Raw genomic sequence first — 20,949 nt, forward strand, 5'->3', positions numbered from 1 at the left:
GCCGGTACGTGGACCAGGTGTCCGCGGAGCTGGAGGGCGCACCGATCATGTTCATGCGGTCCAGCGGCCGATCCAGGAGCACTCCAGCTGCGGGGCGTTCCCGGAGGTGCGGAACGTCCGGACGGCGGCGGGGTCTCCCCCGGCCAGCCGGATCGCGACCTTGTCCTCGATGTCCTTGGGCGCCGCGCCCTGGTAGCCGTTCAGCACGACCGAGAAGACGAGCCGCCGCCCGGACGGGTCGGTGACGTAGCCCGAGAGCGCGGAGGCGCCGGTCAGCGTCCCCGTCTTGGCGTGCACGTTGCCCGCGGCCGGCGTGTTCCGCATCCGCGACCGCAGGGTGCCGCCGTCGAGCCGGTCCGGGTCGCCGGCGACCGGCAGCGCCCGGTACCAGGTGCTGAACCAGGGCGCGCTCTGCGCCTTCTTCAGGATGGTGCTGACGTCCTGCGCGGTCGTGCGGTTCTCGCGCGACAGCCCCGATCCGTCGGCCATGTCCAGCCGTGCGGTGGGGACGCCCTGGCCGCGGGCGTACCTCTCGACCACGGGCAGGCCCGCCGTCCAGCTCCCCTCGCCCGCCTTCTCCCGGCCGATCGCCTTGACCAGGGTCTCGGCGACCATGTTGTTGCTGAGCTTGAGGAACGGCACCATCAGCCGCGACAGCGGCATCGAGGAGCGGGCGGCGAGCGCGGCGGTGCCCTTCGGGGTCCGGCCGCGCTCGGTGGCGCCCTCGACCTCGACGCCGTGCGCCCGCAGCGCGCTCCGGAAGACGTCCGCCGCGTACAGGCTGGGGTTCTCGACCGTGCGCAGGGTGGTGTAGGCCGCGCCGCCCGCGGGGTGGGAGCCGCTCACCACGATGGTGTCGCTGCCGTTGGTCCGGTTCACCGCCAGCGTGGACGGCGACCCGGGAGCGCCCGTGACCGCCCTGTTGTCGATCTTGACGGTACGGGTCGCCGGGGCCAGCCCGACCTCGACCGGCGCGCCCTCGGCGGCGCCCGGCCGCACCGACACCTCGACCGATCCGGCGTCGAAGTCGTCGTCCGGCGCGACGGTCAGCGCGGACGTCTGCGCGGCGTAGTAGTACTGCAGGTCGGTGGGGTCCCAGTGGGAGGGCGTGCGGACGGCGTCGAACCAGGAGTCGTCCGCGACGAGGCCTCCCTCGACGCGCCGGACGCCCCGCGCCGCCACCTGGGCGGCGAGCCGGTCGTAGTCGGCGGCCCGCGTCGTCGGGTCGCCGGTGCCCTTGAGGTAGAGGTCGCCCTTGACGGACGATCCGGACACCGCCCGCGCGTACACGCCGGTGCGGAACCGGTACCCGGGCCCCAGCAGCGACAGCGCCGCTCCCGACGTGTAGAGCTTCATGTTCGAGGCGGGCATCACCTGCGCCGTCGCGCCCCGCGAGTAGCGGACGGCGCCCGTGCGGGCGTCGCGCACCACGGCGCCGACGGTGGCGCCCTCCAGGCGGCTGTCGGCGAGGATGGCGTCGAGGTCCTTGCCCAGATCTCCCTTGGCGGCGGTGCCTGCCTTGACTGTGCCTGCCTCGGCGGTGGCGAGCGCCGCGGGGTGCATGGCGGGAGCGGCGAGCAGGGACGTCCCGGCGACCAGGACGGACGTGATTCGCACCAGTGGTCCACGCATGGGGTGTGAGCGTAAAGCACCGGCCGGACCATCGCAGCGGAACGACACGACCCCGCTCAGTCCGCCGCGTAGACGAGGGAAAGCTCCCTGGAGAAGTACTCGGGCAGGCCGTTCCACGGGTTCGCTCCCGTCCGGTCGGTGATGTACACGACGCCTGCGTTGCAGCGTCCGGCCCGCGCGAGCGCGCGTGGGAGAACCGGCCGCGGCGCCGCGTAGACCAGATGGCAGAACCGCTCGGCGGGCATCCGCGTCGCCCACTCGGGTGCACGGACGTGCCGGTACGTCGACCACGGGCCCTCGAAGGTGACGAGCAGGTCGGCGAGCCGCGCGTACGCCTCGTCGGGGTACGCGCCGTGGTTGAGGACGACGTGCTCCGCGCCCCGCGCCCGGACGCCCGCCACGATGCGCCGGTACCGCAGCACGTGCTCGGGCCCGGCCGGCACCTGGTCGAGGAACACCGCCCGGACGCCGTACCACCGGCGGTACCGCCGCACCTCCTCCTCGATCTCGGCGGGCGGGCGGCGCCCGTACGCGGTGTCCACGTACCCGGCGAGCCGCACCCCGGCGGCGGACGTGCGGTGCGCGACGTCCGCGAACCCGCCGTCCCGTGCCGTGCCCGCGCCGCTGTCGACGTTGAGCACGACGGCGCCGAGGCGAGGGTCGGCGAGTTCGGTCCAGTCGACGGCCCCGGGAGGGAAGTACGCCGGCACGGCCACCGACGAAGCAAGCCCCACTCCGCTCATGCCGTGCTCCCCGCGGGAGGACGACCCCCCACACCCCCCGCATCGCTCCGCTCATCCGTGCTCCCCGCGGGAGGACGACCCCCCACACCCCCCGGATCGCTCCGCTCATCCGTGTTCCCTGTGGGGGGACGACCCCCCACACCCCCCGCATCGCTCCGCTCCTTTAGGAGGTGGTCCGTCCAGAGGTCGCGCAGTGACGTCGTCAGGTCGGTGGCCGGGGTCCAGCCGAGCGCCCGCCCGGCGGCGCCGATGTCGGCGCGCTGCCAGGCCACGCCCGCCGACCGGTCCGAGCCCGCGGCGGACTCCAGCACCCGGCTCCGCGCGCCGGTGACGCGCAGCAGCAGCGCCGCCATGTCCCGCAGCGGCGTGGCCCGCCCGCTGCCGACGTTCAGCACGGCGGGCAGCGCGCCGGGGGCGCGGACGGCGGCGACCACCGCGTCGGCGACGTCGCGCACGTCCACGAGGTCGCGGCTCGCGTCGAGCGGCCCCACCCGTCCGTCCTCGCCGGCGCCCGCCGCGCGGCGCAGCTCGGCGGCGAGCCGCCCGGCCAGCGTGGTGCCGGGCGCGCCGGGCCCGACCGGGTTGAACACCCGCAGGACGACCGCGTCGAGCCCGGCGGCGCGGACGAGCTCCGTCCCGGCCAGCTTCGTGACCCCGTACGGGCCGAGCGGGCGCGGCGGCGCGAGCTCCGAGACGGGCGTGCCCTGCTCGACGTGCCCGTACTCGGCGGCCGAGCCGAGGTGCACGAGCCGGACGGGCCCCGGCGCCGCCGCCACCCCCGCGAGCAGGTTCGCGACGGCGACGACGTTGCCCCGGACGAGTTCCGCGGGGGACCCGTGCGTGACCCCGGCGCAGTTGACGACCACGTCCGGCGCGACGCGCCGGACGGCCGCCGCCACGTCGCCGGGGCCGGCGGTCAGGTCCAGCGGCAGGCCGCCGAGCCCCGGTGACCGTCCGGCCGCGACGACGTCGAATCCGGCGGCGGCCGCCCGCGCCCGGACGTGCCGGCCGACGAACCCCGTCGCGCCGACCAGCAGGATCCGGCTCATGACCGCCGGGAGGCCGGGACGCGGCCCTCCAGCAGTTGCGGGCGCAGCGCGGGGAACTCGGCGTTGGCCCGGTCGTAGTCGGCGGGCCGGCCGATGTCGAGCCAGTACCCGTCGAACCGGTACGCGCGCGGATGGCGCCCGGCCGCCAGCAGGTCGAGGACGAGCTCGTCGAAGCCGAGCGGGAACCCCGGCTCGTACGCGGCGAGCGCGGCGGCGGACACCCCGTACACGCCCATGCTGACCTGGTAGTCGAGCGTGGGCTTCTCGGCGAACTCGACGACCCGCCCGTCGACGGCGGTGAGGACGCCGAAGTCGATGTCGACCTTCCGCGCGTACGTCGCGACGGTCAGCGGGGGCCGGGCGGCCCGGTGCTCGTCCAGCAGCCCGGCGAAGTCGAGGTCGGTCAGGACGTCGCCGTTGGTCACCAGGAACTCGGCGGGGAGCCGGTCCCGCATGGTCAGCAGCGGGCCGATGGTGCCGAGCGGCGCCTCCTCGGAGGCGTAGTCGACCCGCAGCCCCCACCGGCTCCCGTCACCGACGTAGGACCGGATGAGGTGCCCGAGGTGCCCGATGGCCAGCGTCACGGTGGCGAACCCCTGCCGGGACAGCTGGTGCAGCAGGATCTCCAGGATGGAGTACTCGTCGCCGATGGGGACGAGCGGCTTCGGAAGGGTCGTCGTGTACGGGCGCAGCCGCACTCCCTTGCCGCCCGCGAGGATGACGGCGTGCATGATGGTGCCTCACTAGAGGGTGTAGGTACTAGATGGTGTAGGTGGACGTCCGGTAGCGCGCCAGGTTGGCGGGGTCGAGGAACCACTCGACGGTCTGCTTGAGGCCCTCTTCGAGGGTGTGCCGGTGCCGCCAGCCGGTGACGCGGCGCAGCCGTCCGCTGTCGCAGAGGAGCCGCATGACCTCCGACGCCGCGGGGCGCTCGCGGTCGGCGGCACACCGGAACTCGGGATCGGCGCCCATCAGGCCGGCGATGGTCCGGGCGAGCCGCCCCATCGAGATCTCCACGCCGGTGCCGGAGTTGAACGTGCCGCCGACGACGTCCCCGGCGGGCGCCGTGCCGAGCGCGACGAACGCCTCGGCGGTGTCGCGGACGAACGTGAAGTCGCGGGTGGGTTCGAGCGCTCCGACCTCGACCGCGCCGGTCCCGGCGGCGATCTGGCCGACGACGGTGGGGATGAACGCGCGCGCCGACTGGCGGGGCCCGAAGGTGTTGAACGGGCGCAGCGTCACCGCGGGCAGGCCGAACGAGGCGTGGTAGCTCTCCACCAGCTTGTCCGCCGCGATCTTCGTGGCCGCGTACGGGGACTGCGCCTGGAGGGGGTGCGACTCGTCGATGGGGACGCGCCGCGCCGTCCCGTACGTCTCGCTGGTGGAGGTGTGGACGAGCCGCGGCGTCTCCTCGTCCCGCACGGCCTCCAGGACGTTCAGGGTCCCGGTGACGTTGGCGTCGACGTACGAGCGGGGCGCCCGGTAGGAGTACGGGATCGCGATCAGCGCGGCCAGGTGGTAGACGGCCTCCGCGTCCCGGACCAGGCCGCGCACCGACGCCGGGTCCCGGACGTCGCCCGGCACCACGTCCACCTGCTCCATCACGTCGGGCGCGACGTCGTCGAGCCATCCCCAGGAAGCGAACGAGTTGTACTGCACCATGGCCCGGACGCGATGCCCGCGTTCCACGAGCGCTTCGACCAGGTGGGAGCCGATGAACCCGTCGGCTCCCGTCACGGCGACCGTGTTCTGCATCGTTGTCTGCCCTTCATCGATGGGAGGTCGCGCGGGCCAGGACGCGGCCCGCGTGGATCGTGAGGAGGACGAGCAGCCCGCACGCGGCGGCGAGCTGGACCGTGGCGGGGGCGGCGTCCGGCAGGGCCGCGACCGCCGCGGCCTCGGCGGCCAGGGCGCAGGCGTATCCGGCGAGGGCGGCGCCGATGCGGCCGCAGGCCTGCAGGACGAGGGCCGTGAAGAACGCGCAGCCGAGCGCGGCGAACCCGCCGAGCGTCCGCGCCGTGACGGCCGTGGCGGGCAGGCGGGCGATGACCGCGGCGGCGGCGGTGATCGCCAGCAGCGCCGCCAGGTACTGGACGAGCGCCTGGGCCAGGACGGTGCGGGCGGCGCGCGTGAACCCGGCCATGCCGGTGTGCGACCGCAGGAGGTCGTGGACGCGCCGGCGGTAGGCGTACAGGACCCATTCGGCGCAGCCCATCGACAGCGAGAGCGACAGCACCGCCACCGTCGTGGTCCCCGACGGGACGGGACGGCCCGCCAGAGCGCACAGCAGCGTGTACGTCAGCAGCCCGCCGGTCAGCACGCCGAAGAGGGCGAACGGCAGCGCCGCCCTGAGGTCCGCGCGCGTCACCTTCGGACGTCCGGCGCCGCGCGTGCAGAGGAGCGCGAGCACCGCCGTGGCCGCGAGCGACACCGCCCACGCGCCCCAGGCCGCGGGGGGCGGCCCGTGCCCGGCGAGGTGGAGCGCCGCCGCGGCGACGCCGGGGAGCAGCGCCAGGAGGAGCCACGCCTCGGCGCCGCTGACCTGCACGGCCGTGGCGGACAGCAGGTAGGCCGACAGCCCGGCGGACAGCGCCGTGGCCATCGTGCCCGCTCCCGTCAGGACGCCCGCGCCCACCGTGGCCGGGACGACGACCAGCGTCCCGCCGGCAAGCCCGTAGCGCAGGACGCCGGACGCCGCCGCCCGGCCCGCGAGCCCCTGCCGGACGTACCCGAGGTAGGCCGTCCCCTGGCTGAACGCCCAGGACAGCAGCAGTGAGAACACCAGGAGGACGCCCGCGCCCGTCCCGTCCAGCACCTGGGAAGCGGAGACGTAGCAGAGCCCGGGGAGGCCGAACAGCACGCCGCGCAGGAGGTGGCGCAGCGGCTCGGGCCTCCACGGCGCCTCGGCGTTCTCGGGCGGCGGCGGGCGGCGCGGCGTCCGGGCGTACAGATCCTCGGCGAGCGCGAACACGTCCGGGTGGCCGTAGGCCTTGGCCGCCTCGTCGTTGACGCCCTCCGCCTCCAGCCCGGCCGTGACCTCCAGCGCGTCGACGGCGCCCGCGCAGAGGTCGGCCATGCGCTCGCGCAGGTCCTCCACCGAGGCGCTCACGCGAGCCTCGCCTCGACCGCCGGGCGGTTCGCGCCGCCGGGAGCGCGCAGCCCCGCGTAGATGTCCCGGAACGCGTCGATCGCGCGGTCCACGGTGAACAGCTCCAGCGCCCGCTCCCGCGCGGCCCGGCCGAGCCGCCGCCGCGCCATCTCGTCCCCGAGCAGCCGCAGGCACGCGTCCGCCATCTGGCGCGGCGCGCGCGGCGGGACGACCAGCCCGGTGTCGGCGACCGCCTCCCGCACCCCGCCGACGTCGGTCGCCACGGTCGCGCGGCCGCAGGTCATCGCCTCGATCAGCGTGTAGGGGAAGCCCTCGGAGATGCTCGACAGGACGACCACCGTGCCCGCCGCGTAGGCGTCGCGGATGTCGTCGACCCGCCCCTCGAACGTGGCCCGCCCGACGATGCCGAGGTCGGCGACGAGCTCCTCGCAGCGGGCCCGGTACCGCTCCCCGCCGGACGGGGTGCCGCCGAACATCCGCAGCCGCGCCTCCGGCAGCTCCTCCCGCACCAGCGCGAACGCCCGGATCAGCGTCTCCAGGTCCTTGATCGGGTCGACGCGTCCCGCCCAGCTGAGGACGGGGCCGGCGGGTTCGGCGCCGGCGGCCGGGAAGCTCGCCGGGTCCACGCCGTTGTAGACCGTCTCCATGTTCCCGGGGTCGGCGCCGCACCTCACCTCCCACCGCTGGTTGTAGAGGTTGGCGGGGGTGAGCAGGTCGGCCGAGCGGTAACCCGCGGCGCACAGCAGGCGCATGAAGCCGAGCACCACCGCCTTGACCGGCCACGCGAACGGCGACCGCCGCATCCCGATATAGCGTTCCCGCAGGTAGATGCCGTGTTCGGTAAGGCACAGCGGGGTTCCGTGGGTCCATTTGGCGGCGAGGGCGGGCAGCACGGGGACGCCGTTGGACACCGCGTGCGTGACGTCGGCGCGCGGCGGCGGGACGGTCAGCGGGCGCAGCAGGTGCTCCAGCAGGTCGATCGCCGTGAGCGCGTCGTGGACGGTGGGCCGGACGCCGATCCGGTCGAACTCGTCGGCGCGGACCGTCCAGGCGTCCATGAGCCAGCGCACGGGCCCCTCGGTGCGCATCGCCGCACCGAGGTCGCTCGTCCGCCCGAACTCGAACAGCCCGCGCAGGAGGTGGGGGAACACCTCCGCGTCCCGGGAGGGCGCGAGGACCGCGTCCAGGAAGGGGCGCAGGAGCCGCTCGAACCGGCGGGCCTCGCCGCGGGGCGGGGGCCGCCCTCCGGACGGCCCCCACATCGGGACGGACTCGGCGGTCACATGGCCGGGAAGGTCCCAGACCACCGGCTCCGACCCGGTGGTCGTGAGCGCCCGGACATGGAACGAGTGCTCCGGCATGCCCCGGACGAGCTGGTCGCACCAGACGCTCACGCCACCGTAGTTGTGCGGATACGTTCCCTCCGTCACCAGGGTGATCTCCAACGTCAGGCTCCGGGCGGGGTGAGGGTGACGTCCCCGGCCCGGTGGTCCGAGCGCTCGCCCGCGTAGGCCCGGCCGAACGGCTCGCCGCCCTCCCGGGTGCCCTCCGGCATGGTGACCGGCACGTCGAGACCGCCCGGCGCCTTGATCGTGACCTTGCCGTCCTGGAGGTAGGCGGTGACGCCGCCGCCCCTGAGCGCGGCGCGCCACGCGTCCTGCCGGCGCAGTTCCGCGCCCGCCGCCGCCATCGGGACGTTCGTCACCGGGGTGTCGTCGGCGAACACCGCGCGGTAGTCGGCGAGGACCCGGTCGAGCAGCGTGTACAGGATGCGGCCCTCGGTGAGGTTCGACTGGTGCGCGTAGTGCGGGCGCGGGTCGTTGTCGAGGACGTGCGACAGCGTGATCCGCGCGTCGGTCGGGACGATGTGGGACGTGAACCCGGTGGCGGGGTCGAGCGGCGCGATGCACGTCGCCGTGTCGGGATGGTCCTCGCACAGCCCGCTGCCGCCGTCGGCCCGGCGCGTGTAGAGGTAGTTGTACTCGTCGACCTCCTCGGCCTCCGTCGCGACGTTGAAGAAGACGCTGAGCGGATGGCGCGGGACGGTCCGCACGCCCCCGAGCTCCCGCTGCCCGCTCTCGCGTGAGGCGTCGCCCGCCGTCCACTCGACGCCGGCCGCGGCCAGCGCGGGCCCGAGGTTCGGGTTGTCGTCGGGCTGCTGCGGCAGGATGCGCAGGCCCGAGTGCTCGCCGGTGACCAGTTCGCGGGTGTCGAGCGCGATGCCGCGGGCGGTCGCCCAGTCGATGTTCCTGGTGACCTCCTGCTCGATGTCGTCGGCGCCGACGTAGAGGGTCTCGCCGGTCTCCGGGTCCTTCAGGCACGTCCACGGCCGGAACCGCAGGTCCTGCCGGCAGCCGAGGTAGGTGTGGCCGAAGGTGTGGTTCAGCCAGCGGAACCTGCCGCGGGCGGCGACGAAGGCGTCGGCGAGCGGGTCGCCTCCCTTCTCGCGTATCTCGTCGTCGCTGCCGTCGCCGTTGAACGCCAGGTCGAGCGCGAACCCGCGCCGCGTCTGCCACTGGTCGGCGAACGCGACGTCCTCGGGCTTCATCCGGATCTCTTCGGTGAACGTCGGGCCCTCGCAGTCCTCGTGCGGAGTGCAGTCGTCCTCGGTGCTCCACCGCGCGTCGGGCAGGAACACGTCGTCGACGTGGACGCCGAAGTAGTTGCGGCTGTAGCCGAGGTGGACGCCCTTGGTCAGCCAGGTGACGATGCCGTGGCCGATCGTCCGGAACTGCCACTGGTCGCTGTTGGCGCTAAAGGTCAGCACCAGCTCGCTGCGCCCGTCGTGGGTGTAGACGCCGCCGAGCGCGCCCGTCCTGCCCTGGACGGTTCCGGTGAGGAACGTCTGGAAGGACGCCCCGGTCGCGGGATCGTCCGGCAGCGGCGTCGCCAGGAAACCGTAGCTCTCGCCGACGTCGGTGGCGTTGTCGTCGAACCGGACGGGCCCGCGCAGGTACCGGAACGCGTCGCCGCGCCCGGCGCCGGTGACCTCGGCCGTGGTCCCGTCCAGGGTGCCCGCGTAGCCGGGGGCGTTCATCCCGACCGTGGCGGACGGGTAGACGTAGGAGTCGAGCTGGCGGATCCCGAACCGCTTCTCGTAGTCGGCGAGCACCGTCATCTCGGCGGCGTCGGAGAACGGCGCCGCGTTGGGCAGCACGACGGCCTGGTACTTGGCGCGCGGCGCCCCGTCGACGGTGTCGGACAGGAACGCCTCGTCGATCACCGGCCGGCCGGAGTCGCGCAGGTCGACGGTCGTGTGGGGGACGCCCTCGGTCGTCAACCGGTCCGCGACGGCCGACACCGAGCCGCTTCCGTCGGTGACGACGAGCACCCGCAGGTCGACGCGGGGCCCGGCGGCGGAGGCCGCGGGCTGCGGGCAGAGGGTCAGGGCGGCCGCTGCCAGCGCCCCGGCGAGGACGCTGAGAGCGGGGCGGCGCGGGAGGCTCACCGGGCCTCCCGGAGCACGCGACGGCGACGACTGAATTTCAACACCGTTCACATCCCGAATAGAAAGGCGATTGAGTTCTTTCGAACCGGACGCCCAGAGCATGCGGGACCGCAACAGGCAAGTAAAGGCGGGGGCCGGTCCCGTCTTCGACCGGGACCGGTCCTAGGACTCCGCAGGACCTGCGGCGATCGGTTTGTCGCCGCCCTTGAACGGTTTTAGGGAACGTCCGTCCCGCCGCCGGCGGACGCCGGGCGCAATTCCCGCCAGCGGGCGATGGCGTGCTCGCGGCCGGCAGCGCCGAGGCGTTTGTAGATCTGGTGCGCGTGGTTCTTCACGGTCTTCTCCGCGATGACCAGGCGGCGGGCGATCTGCCGGTTGGTCAGCCCGGCGGCGATCAGGTCCAGGATCTCGGCCTCGCGGGCCGTCAGCCCGGGATCCGGCCGGACCTGCGGGCGGCGCGTCCCGTCGTGCAGCCAGCACACGAGCGCGGTCACCACCGGCGGGGACAGCGACGACTGCCCGCGCCCGGCCGCGACCAGCACGTCCGCGAGTTCCGCCGGCTCGAAGTGGCCGTAGGTGAGGCAGCCGTGCGCCCCCGCGGCGAGGACCCGCACGAGGACGTGCGGGTCCTGCGTCGCGGTCGCCACGACGATCCGGACGCCGGGCCCGGCCCGGGCCAGCCGTCCGACGGTGCCCGGGTGCGGGGGCGAGGCGTCCAGCAGCACCACGTGGGGCGCGTGGTCGCGGACGGCGGCGGGGGCGCGGTCCACGGGGGCGCCCCCGGCGACGACCACGTGCGGCACCGCTTCCAGCAGCGACGCGAACCCGATCCGGGAGACCGGATTGTCACTGACAATCAGCACCCGAACCGATTTCGATTCGGGCTCCGGACCGGGAGTGGACATACACCGAGAATAGAGGATCCCATTGACTGGTTCATTGACCGCGGGAGAACGGCGACCCCTATTCGAATATCGCGAGAAATATTCGCCACCGGCCGCTCACCACATCGCGTCGAGCAGTTCCGCGACCGCGTCGGCGTCCGGCATGCGCGGGTTGGGATAGGGGTCGGCGGCCACGCGCCGGGCCATCTCGGGGAGCCGTTCGCGGGGGACGCCCAGGGCGGACAGGCGGGTCGGGCCCCGGTGCTCCCGGGCCAGCGCGGCGACGACCGCGACCGGGTCCGGCCCGGCCACCCGCGCCAGCCGGGCCGAGGCGGCGGGCGCCGACGGCAGGTTGAACGCCATGACGTGCGCCAGCAGCATCGTGTGCAGTTCGGCGTGCGGGAGGCCGAACGCGCCGCCGAGGACGTGCGCGAGCTGGTGGTGCAGCCCCATCCGGGTGCGCGCCAGGCAGATCCCGGCCAGCCACGCGGCCGACTGGAGACGCGCGCGCCCCTCCAGCCCCGCCGGGTCGTCCAGCACGTCGGGCAGCGCGCCCAGGATGCCGGCGACGGCCTCGGTCGCCAGCGCGTCCGTGACCATCGTGGCGTCGGGCGCCCACAGGGCCTCGACGGCATGGGCGAGCGCGTTCATCGCGCTGGTCCGGGTCAGCCCGGACGGCATGCCCAGGGTGAGGCGGGGGTCGTAGACGACCGTCCCGGGCGCCAGCGTCGGAGCGCGGCGCGTGGTCTTCACGCCGTCCTCGGTCTCCCCCAGCACGGGCGTCATCTCCGAGCCCGCGTACGTGGTCGGCACCGCGACCTGCGGCATCCCCGTCCGCGCCGACACCGCCTTGGCCAGGCCGATCGCGGAGCCGCCGCCGACCGCGACCACGCAGTCCGCGCCCGCGGCCGCCTCCAGGGCGCGCGCCGTCACGGCGACCGGGGTGTGCGGGGCCGGACGGTCGAAGCGCGCGGCGAGCCCGGCCCCGAGCGCCCCGGCGATCCGGTCGGCGGGCCCGGCGGCGGACGGCGCCGCGACCAGCAGCACCCTTCCGGCCCCGATCCGCGCGACCTCGTCCGCGACGAGATCGCTCGCGCCCGGCCCGATCAGGACGCGGGACGGCAGCGTCTCGTGGACGACGACCTCGTCCGCACCGCTCATGCCGGCCGGCCCAGCAAAAGGATCATGTTCACTCTCTCCTGTACGGCGCTAGGGACTTCTCTACCGCGTGACCTCTCTCTTACTCAGCGCCACGGCCTCCGCTTACGACACACGCCTCCGCGGCGCCGCCCCGGGCGGTTCGCTCAGCCCGCGTCCTCGGCGATCCGGCGGAGCAGCTCCACGAGGCGGTCCCGCTGGTCTCCGCCGACCCGGCCGAAGAGCCGCTCGCCCACGTCGGCGGCGGCGCGCCGCCCGCGCTCCAGCGTCCGCGTCCCGTCCGGGGTCAGGCTGATGGAGTGGGCCCGGCGGTCCTGCGGGGCGCGCTCGCGCCGGACCAGGCCGCCCGCCTCCAGCTCGTCGACGACGCGCACCATCGTGGACTTGTCGATGCCGGTGAGGTCGATGAGGCGCCGCTGGCTGGACGGCCCGTACATCTCCAGGGCGAGCAGCATGCAGAACGCCCGCACGTCGACGCCGAGGGGGCGCAGCTCGTCGTTCATGCTCGCCCGGCTCCGGTTGTGCGCGGTGGCCAGCAGCATGCCGAGGCCCACGTGCCGGACGGCCGGGTCGCCGTCCTCGGACAGGATGCGTTCGAGCAGGTCGTCGAGCATCGCTCCAGTTTAGAGCCTTCTGATATAGTCTCAGATGAGACTTTCTTATTAGAGAGAGTTTGGGTGGGTGGCCCGTCGAACGAGCGAAGGAGACCCGCATGCCCGAGACGACCCGCCGCCGCGCCCTGCAGGTGACCGGCCTGGCGATGGCCGCGGCCGCCGTTCCGGCAGGTGAGGCGGCCGCCGCCGGCCCCGGCCGGTCGCGCGGCAGGATCGACACCCACCACCACGCCGTCCCGCGCAGGATGCGGGAATGGGCGATCGAGCAGGGCCTCCTCCCGCCGACCGGCGGACCGTCCTGGGCCCGCTGGACGCTGCCGAGCACCCTGCGGACGATGAACGCCAACGGCATCGCCGCCGGGGTGGCGTCCGCGCCGGTGCCCGCCGAGGCGTTCACCGACCGGAGGCTCGCCGTCTCGGGCGTCCAGGTGTGCAACGAGTCGCTGGCCGAGCTGGTGCGCGAGCACCCCACCAGGTTCGGCTTCTTCGCCAACGCGGCGATGCTCCACCCCGACCTGGCCGTGCGGCAGATCGCCCACGCCCTCGACGACCTCGGCGCGGACGGGGTCCTCCTCAACACCTCGGCCGCCGGGCACTACCTCGGCGACCCGATGTTCGACCCGCTGTGGGCCGAGCTCGACCGGCGCCGCGCGGTCGTGTTCGCCCACCCCGTCGCGCCCAGGGGCCTGGCCGAGGCTCCGGGCGTCGGGGACTGGCTCGCCGACTACCTGCTCGACACCACCCGCACCGCGCTCAGCCTGATCGCCGCCGGAACCCTCGACCGGTACCCGCGGGTGTCGGTCATCCTGTCCCACGGCGGCGGGTTCCTGCCGTACATGGCGGGACGGGCCGAGCGCTCGGCCCGGGAGGACGGCGGCCCGCTCCCGGCGCGGATGCGCCCGGCGCTCCGCCGCTTCCACTACGACACGGCCCTGCCGGTCTCCCCCTACGCCACGCCGTCCCTGATCGCGGCCGTCGGCGCCGACCGCGTCCTGTTCGGCACCGACTGGCCCGCGAACTCGGCCCGCGAGGTCGCGCTGAACACCCGTGACCTCGACCGCGACCCGGTGCTGGACGACCGCGCCCACCGCGCCGTCGACCGGGCGAACGCGCTCCGCCTGCTCCCCCGGCTGGCCGAACGCCTCAGGTGATGCGGACGGGGAGGGTGCGGGGGCCGCGGACCTGGCCGGCGGCCCAGGTGACCGCCGCCGGGTCGGCCAGGGTGAAGGACGGGACGCGCTCCAGCCAGACTTCGAGGGCCGTGCGCAGCTCCATCCGGGCCAGGTGCGAGCCCACGCAGCGGTGGATGCCGAGGCCGAAGGCGGCGTGCCGGTTGACCTCGCGGTCGATGACGATCTCGTCCGCCCGGTCGAACTGGGCCGGGTCCCGGTTGGCGGCGGGGAACGACAGCAGGATCCAGTCGTCGGCCTTCATCTCGACGCCGCGCCAGGTCATGTCCTCCCGCACCAGCCTCGCCATCGTCACGGGCGCGAAGGCGCGCAGGAACTCCTCCATCGCGGTCGGCACGAGCGACGGGTCGGCGGCGAGGCGCTCGCGGTCCGCGGGCGTCCTCGCCAGGTGCCACAGCGAGGCGCCGATCGCGCTCCAGGTGGTGTCGATCCCCGCGATGAGCAGCAGCGCCATCGTCCCCGAGACGTGGGACGGTTCGAGCCTGCGCCCGTACAGCTCGGCCTCGACGAGGTAGGTGGTGAGGTCGTCCCGGGGGTTCGCGACGTGGTCGCGGATCTGCTCCAGCAGGTAGTCGAACAGCTTGTCCATGCGCGCGATGCGCTCGTCCGGAGGGAGGTTGACCCCTTCGAGGGTGTTCTCGACGAACTCCCGGAACCGGGGCCCGTCCTCGGGCGGGAAGCCGAGCATGTCGGCGATGACCCGGATCGGGATGTGCTGGGCGTACTCGTGGGCGGCGTCCACGACGTCGCGGCCCTCGAAGGAGTCGATGAGCTCGTGGCAGTACGCCCTGGTCGCGGGCTCCAGCCGCGCCACCGCGGACCGCGTGAACGCGGGGAGCAGCAGCCGGCGCGCGTCGTGGTGGAACGGCGGGTCGGAGGAGATCGGCGGCGTGACGCCGATCGGCGCCGCCTCGCGCGGCGGCCGGAAGTTGCTCATGACGACCGAGCGGGAGGTGAAGCGCTCGGTGTCGTAGGCGATCGCCGCGACGTCCTCGTAGCGGGTCGGCAGCCAGCCGCCGCCGAACCGCTCGGTCCGCGCGACCGGGCAGCGCCGCCGCAGGTCGTCCTGGATCGGGTACGGGTCGGCGGCCCACTCCGGTTCCAGGTGGGAGAAGTCGGTCGCCCAGTCGGAGACCGGGCCCGTGACGACCTCGTTGCGGGTGCCGAGCGGGCGGCCCTCCCGCTGCTCCCTGAAGTCCCTGTCGAAGCGGTCGTCCGCGGTCATCTCACTCCTCCCCGAGGACGTCGATCGCCCGCTCGGGGCAGTTCGCGACCGCCAGGCGGGCCTCGTGCTCCCCGCCCTCGGGGACGGCGCCGTCGCCGAGGACCGTGCCGTAGCCCTCGTCGTCCTCGCCGAACAGGCCGGGGGCCAGGTCGTAGCACCGGCCGTGGCCCTGGCAGCGCTCCGGGTCGATCCGCACCTTCATCGTGTTCCTCCCGTGTGGGACGGCGGCGGGGACGGGCGGCGCGAGCGCGCCCACGATCCGCGCGAGCAGCGAGGCCCACTCCTCGTCACCGACGGCGTGCATGTCCGGCGGGATGAGCGCGCTCCCCATCCCGATCACCAGGCAGAGGTGGGCGAGCGCGTTCGGCGCCAGCGCCGGGTCCATCTCCTCCCCCGCCTGGGCGATGCGCATGAGGCCGGCGAGCCAGTCGGCGCGCTCGCCGACGTAGTCGCGCAGGGGGCCGGCGACCTCCCCGTCCCGGCGGGCCGCGACGAGGGCCTCCACGACGAGGTGGGCGCGGGCGTCGCGGCGCTTCGGAAGCCACCGCCCGACGGCGAGCAGCAGCTCGACGACCGGGCGGTCGGGCTCCGCGTCGAACAGGTCGGCCAGCAGCCGCCGCCCGTGCGCGCGCAGCGCGGCCACCAGCAGCTCGGCCTTCGAGTCGAAGTGCGCGTACAGGGCGCCGTTGCTGACGCCGGCGGCGCGCGCGATGTCGGCGACGCGCGTCCCGTCGTAGCCCCGCCGCGCGAACTCGTCGGCGGCGGCGCTGAGCAGCCGTTCCCGCGTCTCCGCGCGCGTGACGCCCGCGATGCGCCCCATACCGATATTGAACGAGCGTTCAATTCGCGGGTCAAGGGCCTTGGCGAACCGGGGCGTACCGGACACGTTCCCTTGACCCTGGTCCGGTGCGCCTCCGCGGCTCGTGACGCGTCTCACCAGGTACGGCGAGCGACAGCCGCGTCACCGCACGGCGGCCGAGGACGCGTCCGCGTGCTCCCTCCTGCCCGCGGTGAGGAACCCGGCCAGCGCCGCGAGCGCGGCGACGGCCTCACCGGCGAAGCTGATCGTCTTGTCGGCGTACCACTGCGGGTCGTACATCCGCGGGATCGGGCCGATCTGCCCGAAGTCGACGAAGTAGTACAGCAGCACGGCGCCGGCCGCGCTCGCCGCGACGGCGAACGCGATCGCGTACGTCCACCTGCGGGCCCAGGCGAGCACGAGCAGGGCCGCGACGGCCGCCGCGATCGCCTGGCCGTAGAACAGGTCGTCTCCCGGGATGACGTCGCTCGGGGTGTTCGGCCCGGGGGCCATGTCGGGCGCGAAGCGCCAGTGCACGACGGCGTCGGCCGCGAGTCCGGCGGCCACGAGTACACGAAGAAGGATGCCCATGCCCTTTGCACGGGCGCGCACGGCCGGCGGATCAACCCGGCGGAACATTCGCCGTGGCCGGGCCCGGCCGCGGCGGGCCGCCCGCCCGGCACGTCACTCGGGGAAGCTCTCCGCGCGGCGCGCCCTGACCCGCCGCCAGCTCCAGAACAGCAGCCCGAAGAGGATGAAGCCGGACAGGATGAGCCCCGAGCCCGTGCTCCAACCGCTGAGCGGCAGCTCGTCCACGAGCCCCCAGGCCACGCCCGCGCCGAACAGCGCGAGGCCGGTGAGGACAGAGCCCGTCAGGCGCCACCAGGACGTCACGCTCTCCTCGGCGGCCTGGATCGCCCGCTCCCGGACGGGCTCGACGTAGCGGTTCACCGCGGGGAACTCCCGGGAGAGGATGAGCAGGCCCGCGAGCACCAGCAGCAGCCCGGGGCCGGGCAGCACGAGCAGCGCGACACCGGCCAGCAGCACGGCGCCGCCGGCGATGATCACCACCCCCTGCCGGGTGGACCTCCCGTATCCCATGCCCCTCCTCGTCCCCGCGCCCGCCGGGCCCGTTCCCGGGCCCCCGCCCCGCCCGCGGCGTCCGGTGACGCCGCACGGCGTAACCGCCGGTCTACCCGCCTCAGCGGATCTTGCGCGCGGCGCGCCCGGCGAAATCCGCGGGCCCGGTCCCGCGGCGCCCGTCCGTGACGCCCCGGCCGCGCGCGGTGACTCCGAGGGTTCTGTCGTGATTCGTTAGGTATGCTCCACGAGCCCCTCCCAGGATCAGAGATCTTTCATGACACAGACACCCGAGGCGTCCGTCGTGGCGGTTCCAGACTCCGCCGAGGCGGCGGTCCCCGGCTCCGCGCCGGCGGCCGCGTCCCCCGCCGAGCGCCCGCAGGACAAGCCGCGGACGGCGGGCGGTCCGGCTCCCCGAGGACGCGACCCGCACCTGGACAACGCCAAGTACCTGGCGATCCTGCTCGTCGCGGGCGGGCACGCGCTGTCGGGCCTGCGGGACGTCCCGCTGGCCGCGGCGCTCTGGAACTTCATCTACCTGTTCCACATGCCGCTGTTCCTCATGATCAGCGGATACCTGTCCAAGCGGTTCACCCTCACCGACGACAAGGCCGTGCGGCTGGTCGGCTCGACCATCGCGCCGTACCTGATCTTCCAGTGCGCCTACAGCCTGTTCGCCTGGGGCGTCGACGGGCGGCCGTTCCAGTTCGACGCGCTGGACCCCTACTACCTGACCTGGTTCCTGCTGGCGCTGTTCGTCTGGCGGCTGCTCACCCCGGTGTGGCGGCGGCTCAGGTTCCCGCTCGCCACGGCCGTGCTCGTCGCCCTCCTCACCTACATGGCCGACATCGGGAACACGCTCGACCTGTACCGGATCCTCGGGCTGGCGCCGTTCTACGTCCTCGGGCTGACGCTGTCGCCCGAGGTGATCCAGATCGTCCGGCGGCCGTGGGCGCGGATCACGGGCGCCGCGCTCCTGGCCGCCGCGCTCGCGGGCGCGTACCTCACCCAGGACCGCATGAACGCGCGCTGGCTGAACTGGGACACCTCCAACGGCGACCTCGGCGTGGACGAGCTCACCGGCACCGTGATGCGCGCCGGGCTGATGCTCACCGGGACGGTGCTGATCCTGGCCTTCCTGGCGGTCACCCCGTCCCGCCGCACCTGGTACAGCGACCTCGGCTCCGCCACCATCTACGGCTACCTGCTGCACGGCTTCGTGATGCGGCTGTTCACGTTCGAGGGCTGGCACAAGCTCGCCTGGTTCGACACGATCCCCGGCGTGCTGTCGGCCCTTCTCGCCGGCTTCGTCATCGTCACGGTGCTGAGCACCTCCCCGGTGCGCCGGGTGACCCGCTGGGCCGTCGAACCCGACATGAGGCCCCTCTTCGGCAAGTGAGACCGATCTCGCGCGCGGGCGCCCCGGGCCGCGACGATCATGGTCAGGGACGCCGCAGGCCCCGTCACGCAAGGGTTACAGGAAGCTGGAAGGTCGATGAATTCGCCTCAAAGTTCTACAGACCGGGTACAGTAAGGCGGCAGTTCCCCCCTGTGCGGATCACCAGCCCTGCGAAAGCCGCGCCGCCCGCACCCCCAGGTCCCACGGGTGACTGCATCACGTTCGGTTTTCGGCCGCCGTTCCGGCTGCCATGAAGGAGAAGGACGGTCGCATTGGTCATGGCGCCGCAGGGTGAGCATCGCGTCGTCGCCGTCATCCTGGCGGGTGGCAGCGGACAGCGGATGGGTCTCAGCACTCCCAAGCAGCTCCTCAAGATCGCCGGGAAGACGATCCTCGAACACACGCTGGGCGTGTTCGAGGAGGCCCCCGACGTCGACGAGATCATCGTCCTGATGAACCCCGGCTTCCTCCAGGACGCCGCGGACTGCGTGCGGAAGGCCGGCTGCACCAAGGTCAAGGCCGTGCTTCCGGGCGGCACGTCCCGGAACGCCACCACGCAACTCGCCCTGGACGCCCTCGCCGACCACCCGGCCGAGACGACCAGCGTGCTGTTCCACGACGCGGTGCGCCCGCTGCTGTCGCAGCGCATCATCCGCGACTGCGTGGCCGCGCTGCGCGAGCACCGGGCGGTGGACGTCGCCATCCCGTCCGCCGACACGATCATCCAGGTCGACGAGGACGTCATCGTGGACGTCCCGCGCCGGGCGAACCTGCGCCGCGGGCAGACCCCGCAGGGCTTCCGCCTCGCCACCATCCGCGACGCCTACGAGAAGGCGTGGCAGGACGAGAACTTCGAGGCGACCGACGACTGCACCGTGGTGCTGCGCTACCTGCCCGGCACCCCGATCTACGTCGTCCCCGGCGACGAGCACAACATGAAGGTCACCGAGCCGGTCGACATGTTCGTCGCGGACAAGCTGTTCCAGCTCGCCTCCTCCGACGCCCCCGACCTCACCGAGGCCGAGTACGCCGAGGCGCTCGGCGGCAAGACGATGGTCGTGTTCGGCGCGAGCCAGGGCATCGGCGCCGCCATCGCGGAGCTGGCCCAGCGGTTCGGCGCCCGCGTCTTCGGCTACAGCCGCGGCGCCACCCGCACCTACGTCGAGCGTCCCGACGACGTCGCCGGCGCGCTCGCGCAGGCCTACTCGGCGACCGGCCGCGTCGACTTCGTCGTCAACACGGCGGGCATCCTGCGGATCGGCCGGCTCGACGCGATCGACCCCGACGCGATCGAGGAGGCGCTGCGCGTGAACTACCTCGCGCCGATCCACATCGCGCGGGCGTCGTTCCCCTACCTGGCCAAGACCGGCGGGCAGCTGCTGCTCTACACCTCCAGCTCCTACACCCGCGGGCGGGCCGACTACAGCCTGTACTCCTCCGCCAAGGCCGCCACGGTGAACCTCACCCAGGCGCTGGCGGACGAGTGGTCCGGCGACAAGGTGCGGATCAACTGCATCAACCCCGAGCGGACCAGCACCCCCATGCGGACCGCGGCGTTCGGCCAGGAGCCCCCGCACACGCTGCTGAGCGCCGACCAGGTGGCCCGCACCTCCCTCAACGTCCTGCTCTCCGGCCTCACCGGGCAGGTCATCGACGTGCGCCGTGAAGACCCCCTCAGCGGCGGCCGCTCCGGCTGACCGCCGCTCCCCCGCACGCGCCCGCTCGGCCCGGCGGGCGCGGTCCCCCCTTCCCCTCTCCCCCCACTGCGCCACCCCTCGGGCGCTGACAAGACGGAGGTGTGCCGTGCGGCGTCTCGTCTCCCGGTACTCGGCTCTCACGCGGTACTCGTCTGTGCTGTGGTTGCCCCTCACACTCGGCCTGCTGATCGGGGCGGCCACGGCCGGGTCGCCCTGGGCGTTCCTCGGCGCCGCCGTGCTCTGCTACGCGGCCGAGTACGCCGTCGGCCGGACGCTGCCGGACGCGGCCAGGCCGCTGCGCTGGGGCCAGATGAGCCCGGGCGCGCGGGTGCTGGTCCGGCAGGGGGCCCTGGTGCTGCTGCTGGTCCAGTCGGGCGACGCCGGCCGGCCGACCGTCGTCCTGGCGGCCGTCGGCCTCCTGCTGGTCGACTGGCTCCGGGCCGCGACCCTCGCCGGCGCGGTCGCCTCGCGCCGCGTCAACCGGCTGCCCTTCGCGACCCGCGGCCTCGGCCAGGGCGAGCCGGCGCTGCCCGCCCCCATCGCGCCCCGGCATGCCCGGCTCACCCTCCTCCTGGAGAGCCAGGCCGACCTCCTGCCGCTGCTGTTCGGAACCGTCGGGCTCCTGGTCGGCCTCCCGGCCCTGGTGGCCGCCGGGCTCCTCGGCACCGCGGCCGTCGCCGTCGCCGTCGCCGCCGCGCAGCTGCCGCGGCTGCGCCGGATGCGCGGCCTCCTCAACGCCGAGCGGACGGGCCGCGACGTGCAGCGCCGCGTCGACCGGTACAAGCCCGAGGTCGTCCTGTACTTCACCGGGCCGCCCACGACCGTCTACCAGGCCAACATGTGGCTCCAGGCGCTGGAGCGCCTGTACCTGCGCGGCATGATGCATCCGATCCTGTCCGAGCAGGCGGTCGACCAGACGCGC

18 protein-coding genes and 1 pseudogene are annotated in these 20,949 nt (G+C 74.0%); 4 read left to right on the forward strand and 15 right to left on the reverse strand.

Features of this window, described 5'->3' with window-relative positions; genetic code table 11:
- Positions 1–51: 51 nt before the first annotated feature.
- The 11 genes from dacB to AB0C69_RS17490 all read right to left on the reverse strand — a co-directional run bounded on the left by dacB (position 52) and on the right by AB0C69_RS17490 (position 12,637).
- The gene (gene dacB, locus AB0C69_RS17440; protein ID WP_360354446.1) at positions 52–1,632 is read right to left on the reverse strand and encodes a D-alanyl-D-alanine carboxypeptidase/D-alanyl-D-alanine-endopeptidase; all 1,581 of its coding nucleotides are present in this window, start codon (positions 1,630–1,632) and stop codon (positions 52–54) included.
- Positions 1,633–1,688: 56 nt separating this feature from the next.
- Positions 1,689–2,375 carry a spherulation-specific family 4 protein gene (locus AB0C69_RS17445; RefSeq protein ID WP_360354448.1) on the reverse strand — a complete coding sequence of 229 codons (687 nt, stop codon included), beginning with the start codon at positions 2,373–2,375 and terminating at the stop codon, positions 1,689–1,691.
- A complete protein-coding gene (locus tag AB0C69_RS17450; protein ID WP_360354451.1) occupies positions 2,372–3,424 on the reverse strand; it encodes an NAD(P)-dependent oxidoreductase in 1,053 nt (350 codons plus the stop codon). Before AB0C69_RS17450 ends, AB0C69_RS17445 begins: the two co-directional genes overlap by 4 nt.
- A complete protein-coding gene (locus AB0C69_RS17455) occupies positions 3,421–4,155 on the reverse strand; it encodes a nucleotidyltransferase family protein (RefSeq protein WP_345182915.1) in 735 nt (244 codons plus the stop codon). Before AB0C69_RS17455 ends, AB0C69_RS17450 begins: the two co-directional genes overlap by 4 nt.
- A 28-nt stretch (positions 4,156–4,183) precedes the next feature.
- Positions 4,184–5,179, reverse strand: a complete 996-nt coding sequence (locus AB0C69_RS17460; protein ID WP_360354454.1) for an SDR family NAD(P)-dependent oxidoreductase — start codon at positions 5,177–5,179, stop codon at positions 4,184–4,186.
- Between the two features lie 13 nt (positions 5,180–5,192).
- On the reverse strand, positions 5,193–6,533 hold the full coding sequence (locus AB0C69_RS17465) for a hypothetical protein (protein WP_360354457.1): 1,341 nt from the start codon (positions 6,531–6,533) through the stop codon (positions 5,193–5,195).
- Entirely contained in the window at positions 6,530–7,963 is a 1,434-nt protein-coding gene (gene pelF, locus AB0C69_RS17470; RefSeq protein ID WP_360354460.1) for a GT4 family glycosyltransferase PelF, read from the reverse strand. Before pelF ends, AB0C69_RS17465 begins: the two co-directional genes overlap by 4 nt.
- Before the next feature lie 17 nt (positions 7,964–7,980).
- Positions 7,981–9,981 carry a hypothetical protein gene (locus AB0C69_RS17475; RefSeq protein WP_360354463.1) on the reverse strand — a complete coding sequence of 667 codons (2,001 nt, stop codon included), beginning with the start codon at positions 9,979–9,981 and terminating at the stop codon, positions 7,981–7,983.
- A gap of 215 nt (positions 9,982–10,196) precedes the next feature.
- The gene (locus tag AB0C69_RS17480; protein WP_360354466.1) at positions 10,197–10,844 is read right to left on the reverse strand and encodes a response regulator transcription factor; all 648 of its coding nucleotides are present in this window, start codon (positions 10,842–10,844) and stop codon (positions 10,197–10,199) included.
- 138 nt (positions 10,845–10,982) lie between these two features.
- Positions 10,983–12,026, reverse strand: a complete 1,044-nt coding sequence (locus AB0C69_RS17485) for a maleylacetate reductase (RefSeq protein ID WP_360354469.1) — start codon at positions 12,024–12,026, stop codon at positions 10,983–10,985.
- 143 nt (positions 12,027–12,169) lie between these two features.
- On the reverse strand, positions 12,170–12,637 hold the full coding sequence (locus AB0C69_RS17490; RefSeq protein WP_345182906.1) for a MarR family winged helix-turn-helix transcriptional regulator: 468 nt from the start codon (positions 12,635–12,637) through the stop codon (positions 12,170–12,172).
- Between the two features lie 98 nt (positions 12,638–12,735).
- On the opposite strand from AB0C69_RS17490, the gene AB0C69_RS17495 reads away from it, so the two are divergent.
- Positions 12,736–13,788: an amidohydrolase family protein gene (locus AB0C69_RS17495; RefSeq protein WP_345182905.1), complete on the forward strand. Its 1,053-nt coding sequence runs from the start codon at positions 12,736–12,738 to the stop codon at positions 13,786–13,788.
- Here the strand turns inward: AB0C69_RS17495 and AB0C69_RS17500 are convergent.
- The 4 genes from AB0C69_RS17500 to AB0C69_RS17515 form a co-directional block, all read right to left on the reverse strand.
- Positions 13,781–15,052 carry a cytochrome P450 gene (locus AB0C69_RS17500; protein WP_360354472.1) on the reverse strand — a complete coding sequence of 424 codons (1,272 nt, stop codon included), beginning with the start codon at positions 15,050–15,052 and terminating at the stop codon, positions 13,781–13,783. The genes AB0C69_RS17495 and AB0C69_RS17500 overlap by 8 nt on opposite strands.
- A 1-nt stretch (position 15,053) precedes the next feature.
- Positions 15,054–15,872 carry a TetR family transcriptional regulator gene (locus AB0C69_RS17505; protein WP_360354474.1) on the reverse strand — a complete coding sequence of 273 codons (819 nt, stop codon included), beginning with the start codon at positions 15,870–15,872 and terminating at the stop codon, positions 15,054–15,056.
- A gap of 141 nt (positions 15,873–16,013) precedes the next feature.
- On the reverse strand, positions 16,014–16,418 hold the full coding sequence (locus AB0C69_RS17510; RefSeq protein ID WP_360354476.1) for a hypothetical protein: 405 nt from the start codon (positions 16,416–16,418) through the stop codon (positions 16,014–16,016).
- Between the two features lie 117 nt (positions 16,419–16,535).
- A complete protein-coding gene (locus AB0C69_RS17515) occupies positions 16,536–16,952 on the reverse strand; it encodes a PGPGW domain-containing protein (protein WP_360354478.1) in 417 nt (138 codons plus the stop codon).
- 256 nt (positions 16,953–17,208) lie between these two features.
- Here AB0C69_RS17515 and AB0C69_RS17520 point away from each other — a divergent pair, with 256 nt between their 5' ends.
- From AB0C69_RS17520 to AB0C69_RS17530, 3 genes and pseudogenes are all read left to right on the forward strand, one after another.
- Positions 17,209–18,330 carry an acyltransferase family protein gene (locus tag AB0C69_RS17520; protein WP_360354481.1) on the forward strand — a complete coding sequence of 374 codons (1,122 nt, stop codon included), beginning with the start codon at positions 17,209–17,211 and terminating at the stop codon, positions 18,328–18,330.
- Positions 18,331–18,608: 278 nt separating this feature from the next.
- A complete protein-coding gene (locus tag AB0C69_RS17525; RefSeq protein ID WP_360354484.1) occupies positions 18,609–20,027 on the forward strand; it encodes a bifunctional cytidylyltransferase/SDR family oxidoreductase in 1,419 nt (472 codons plus the stop codon).
- 106 nt (positions 20,028–20,133) lie between these two features.
- Positions 20,134–20,949, forward strand: a pseudogene (locus AB0C69_RS17530) (hypothetical protein); the annotation flags it as partial.

Source organism: Actinomadura sp. NPDC048032 (assembly GCF_040653175.1).
GTDB classification, from domain to species: domain Bacteria; phylum Actinomycetota; class Actinomycetes; order Streptosporangiales; family Streptosporangiaceae; genus Spirillospora; species Spirillospora verrucosospora.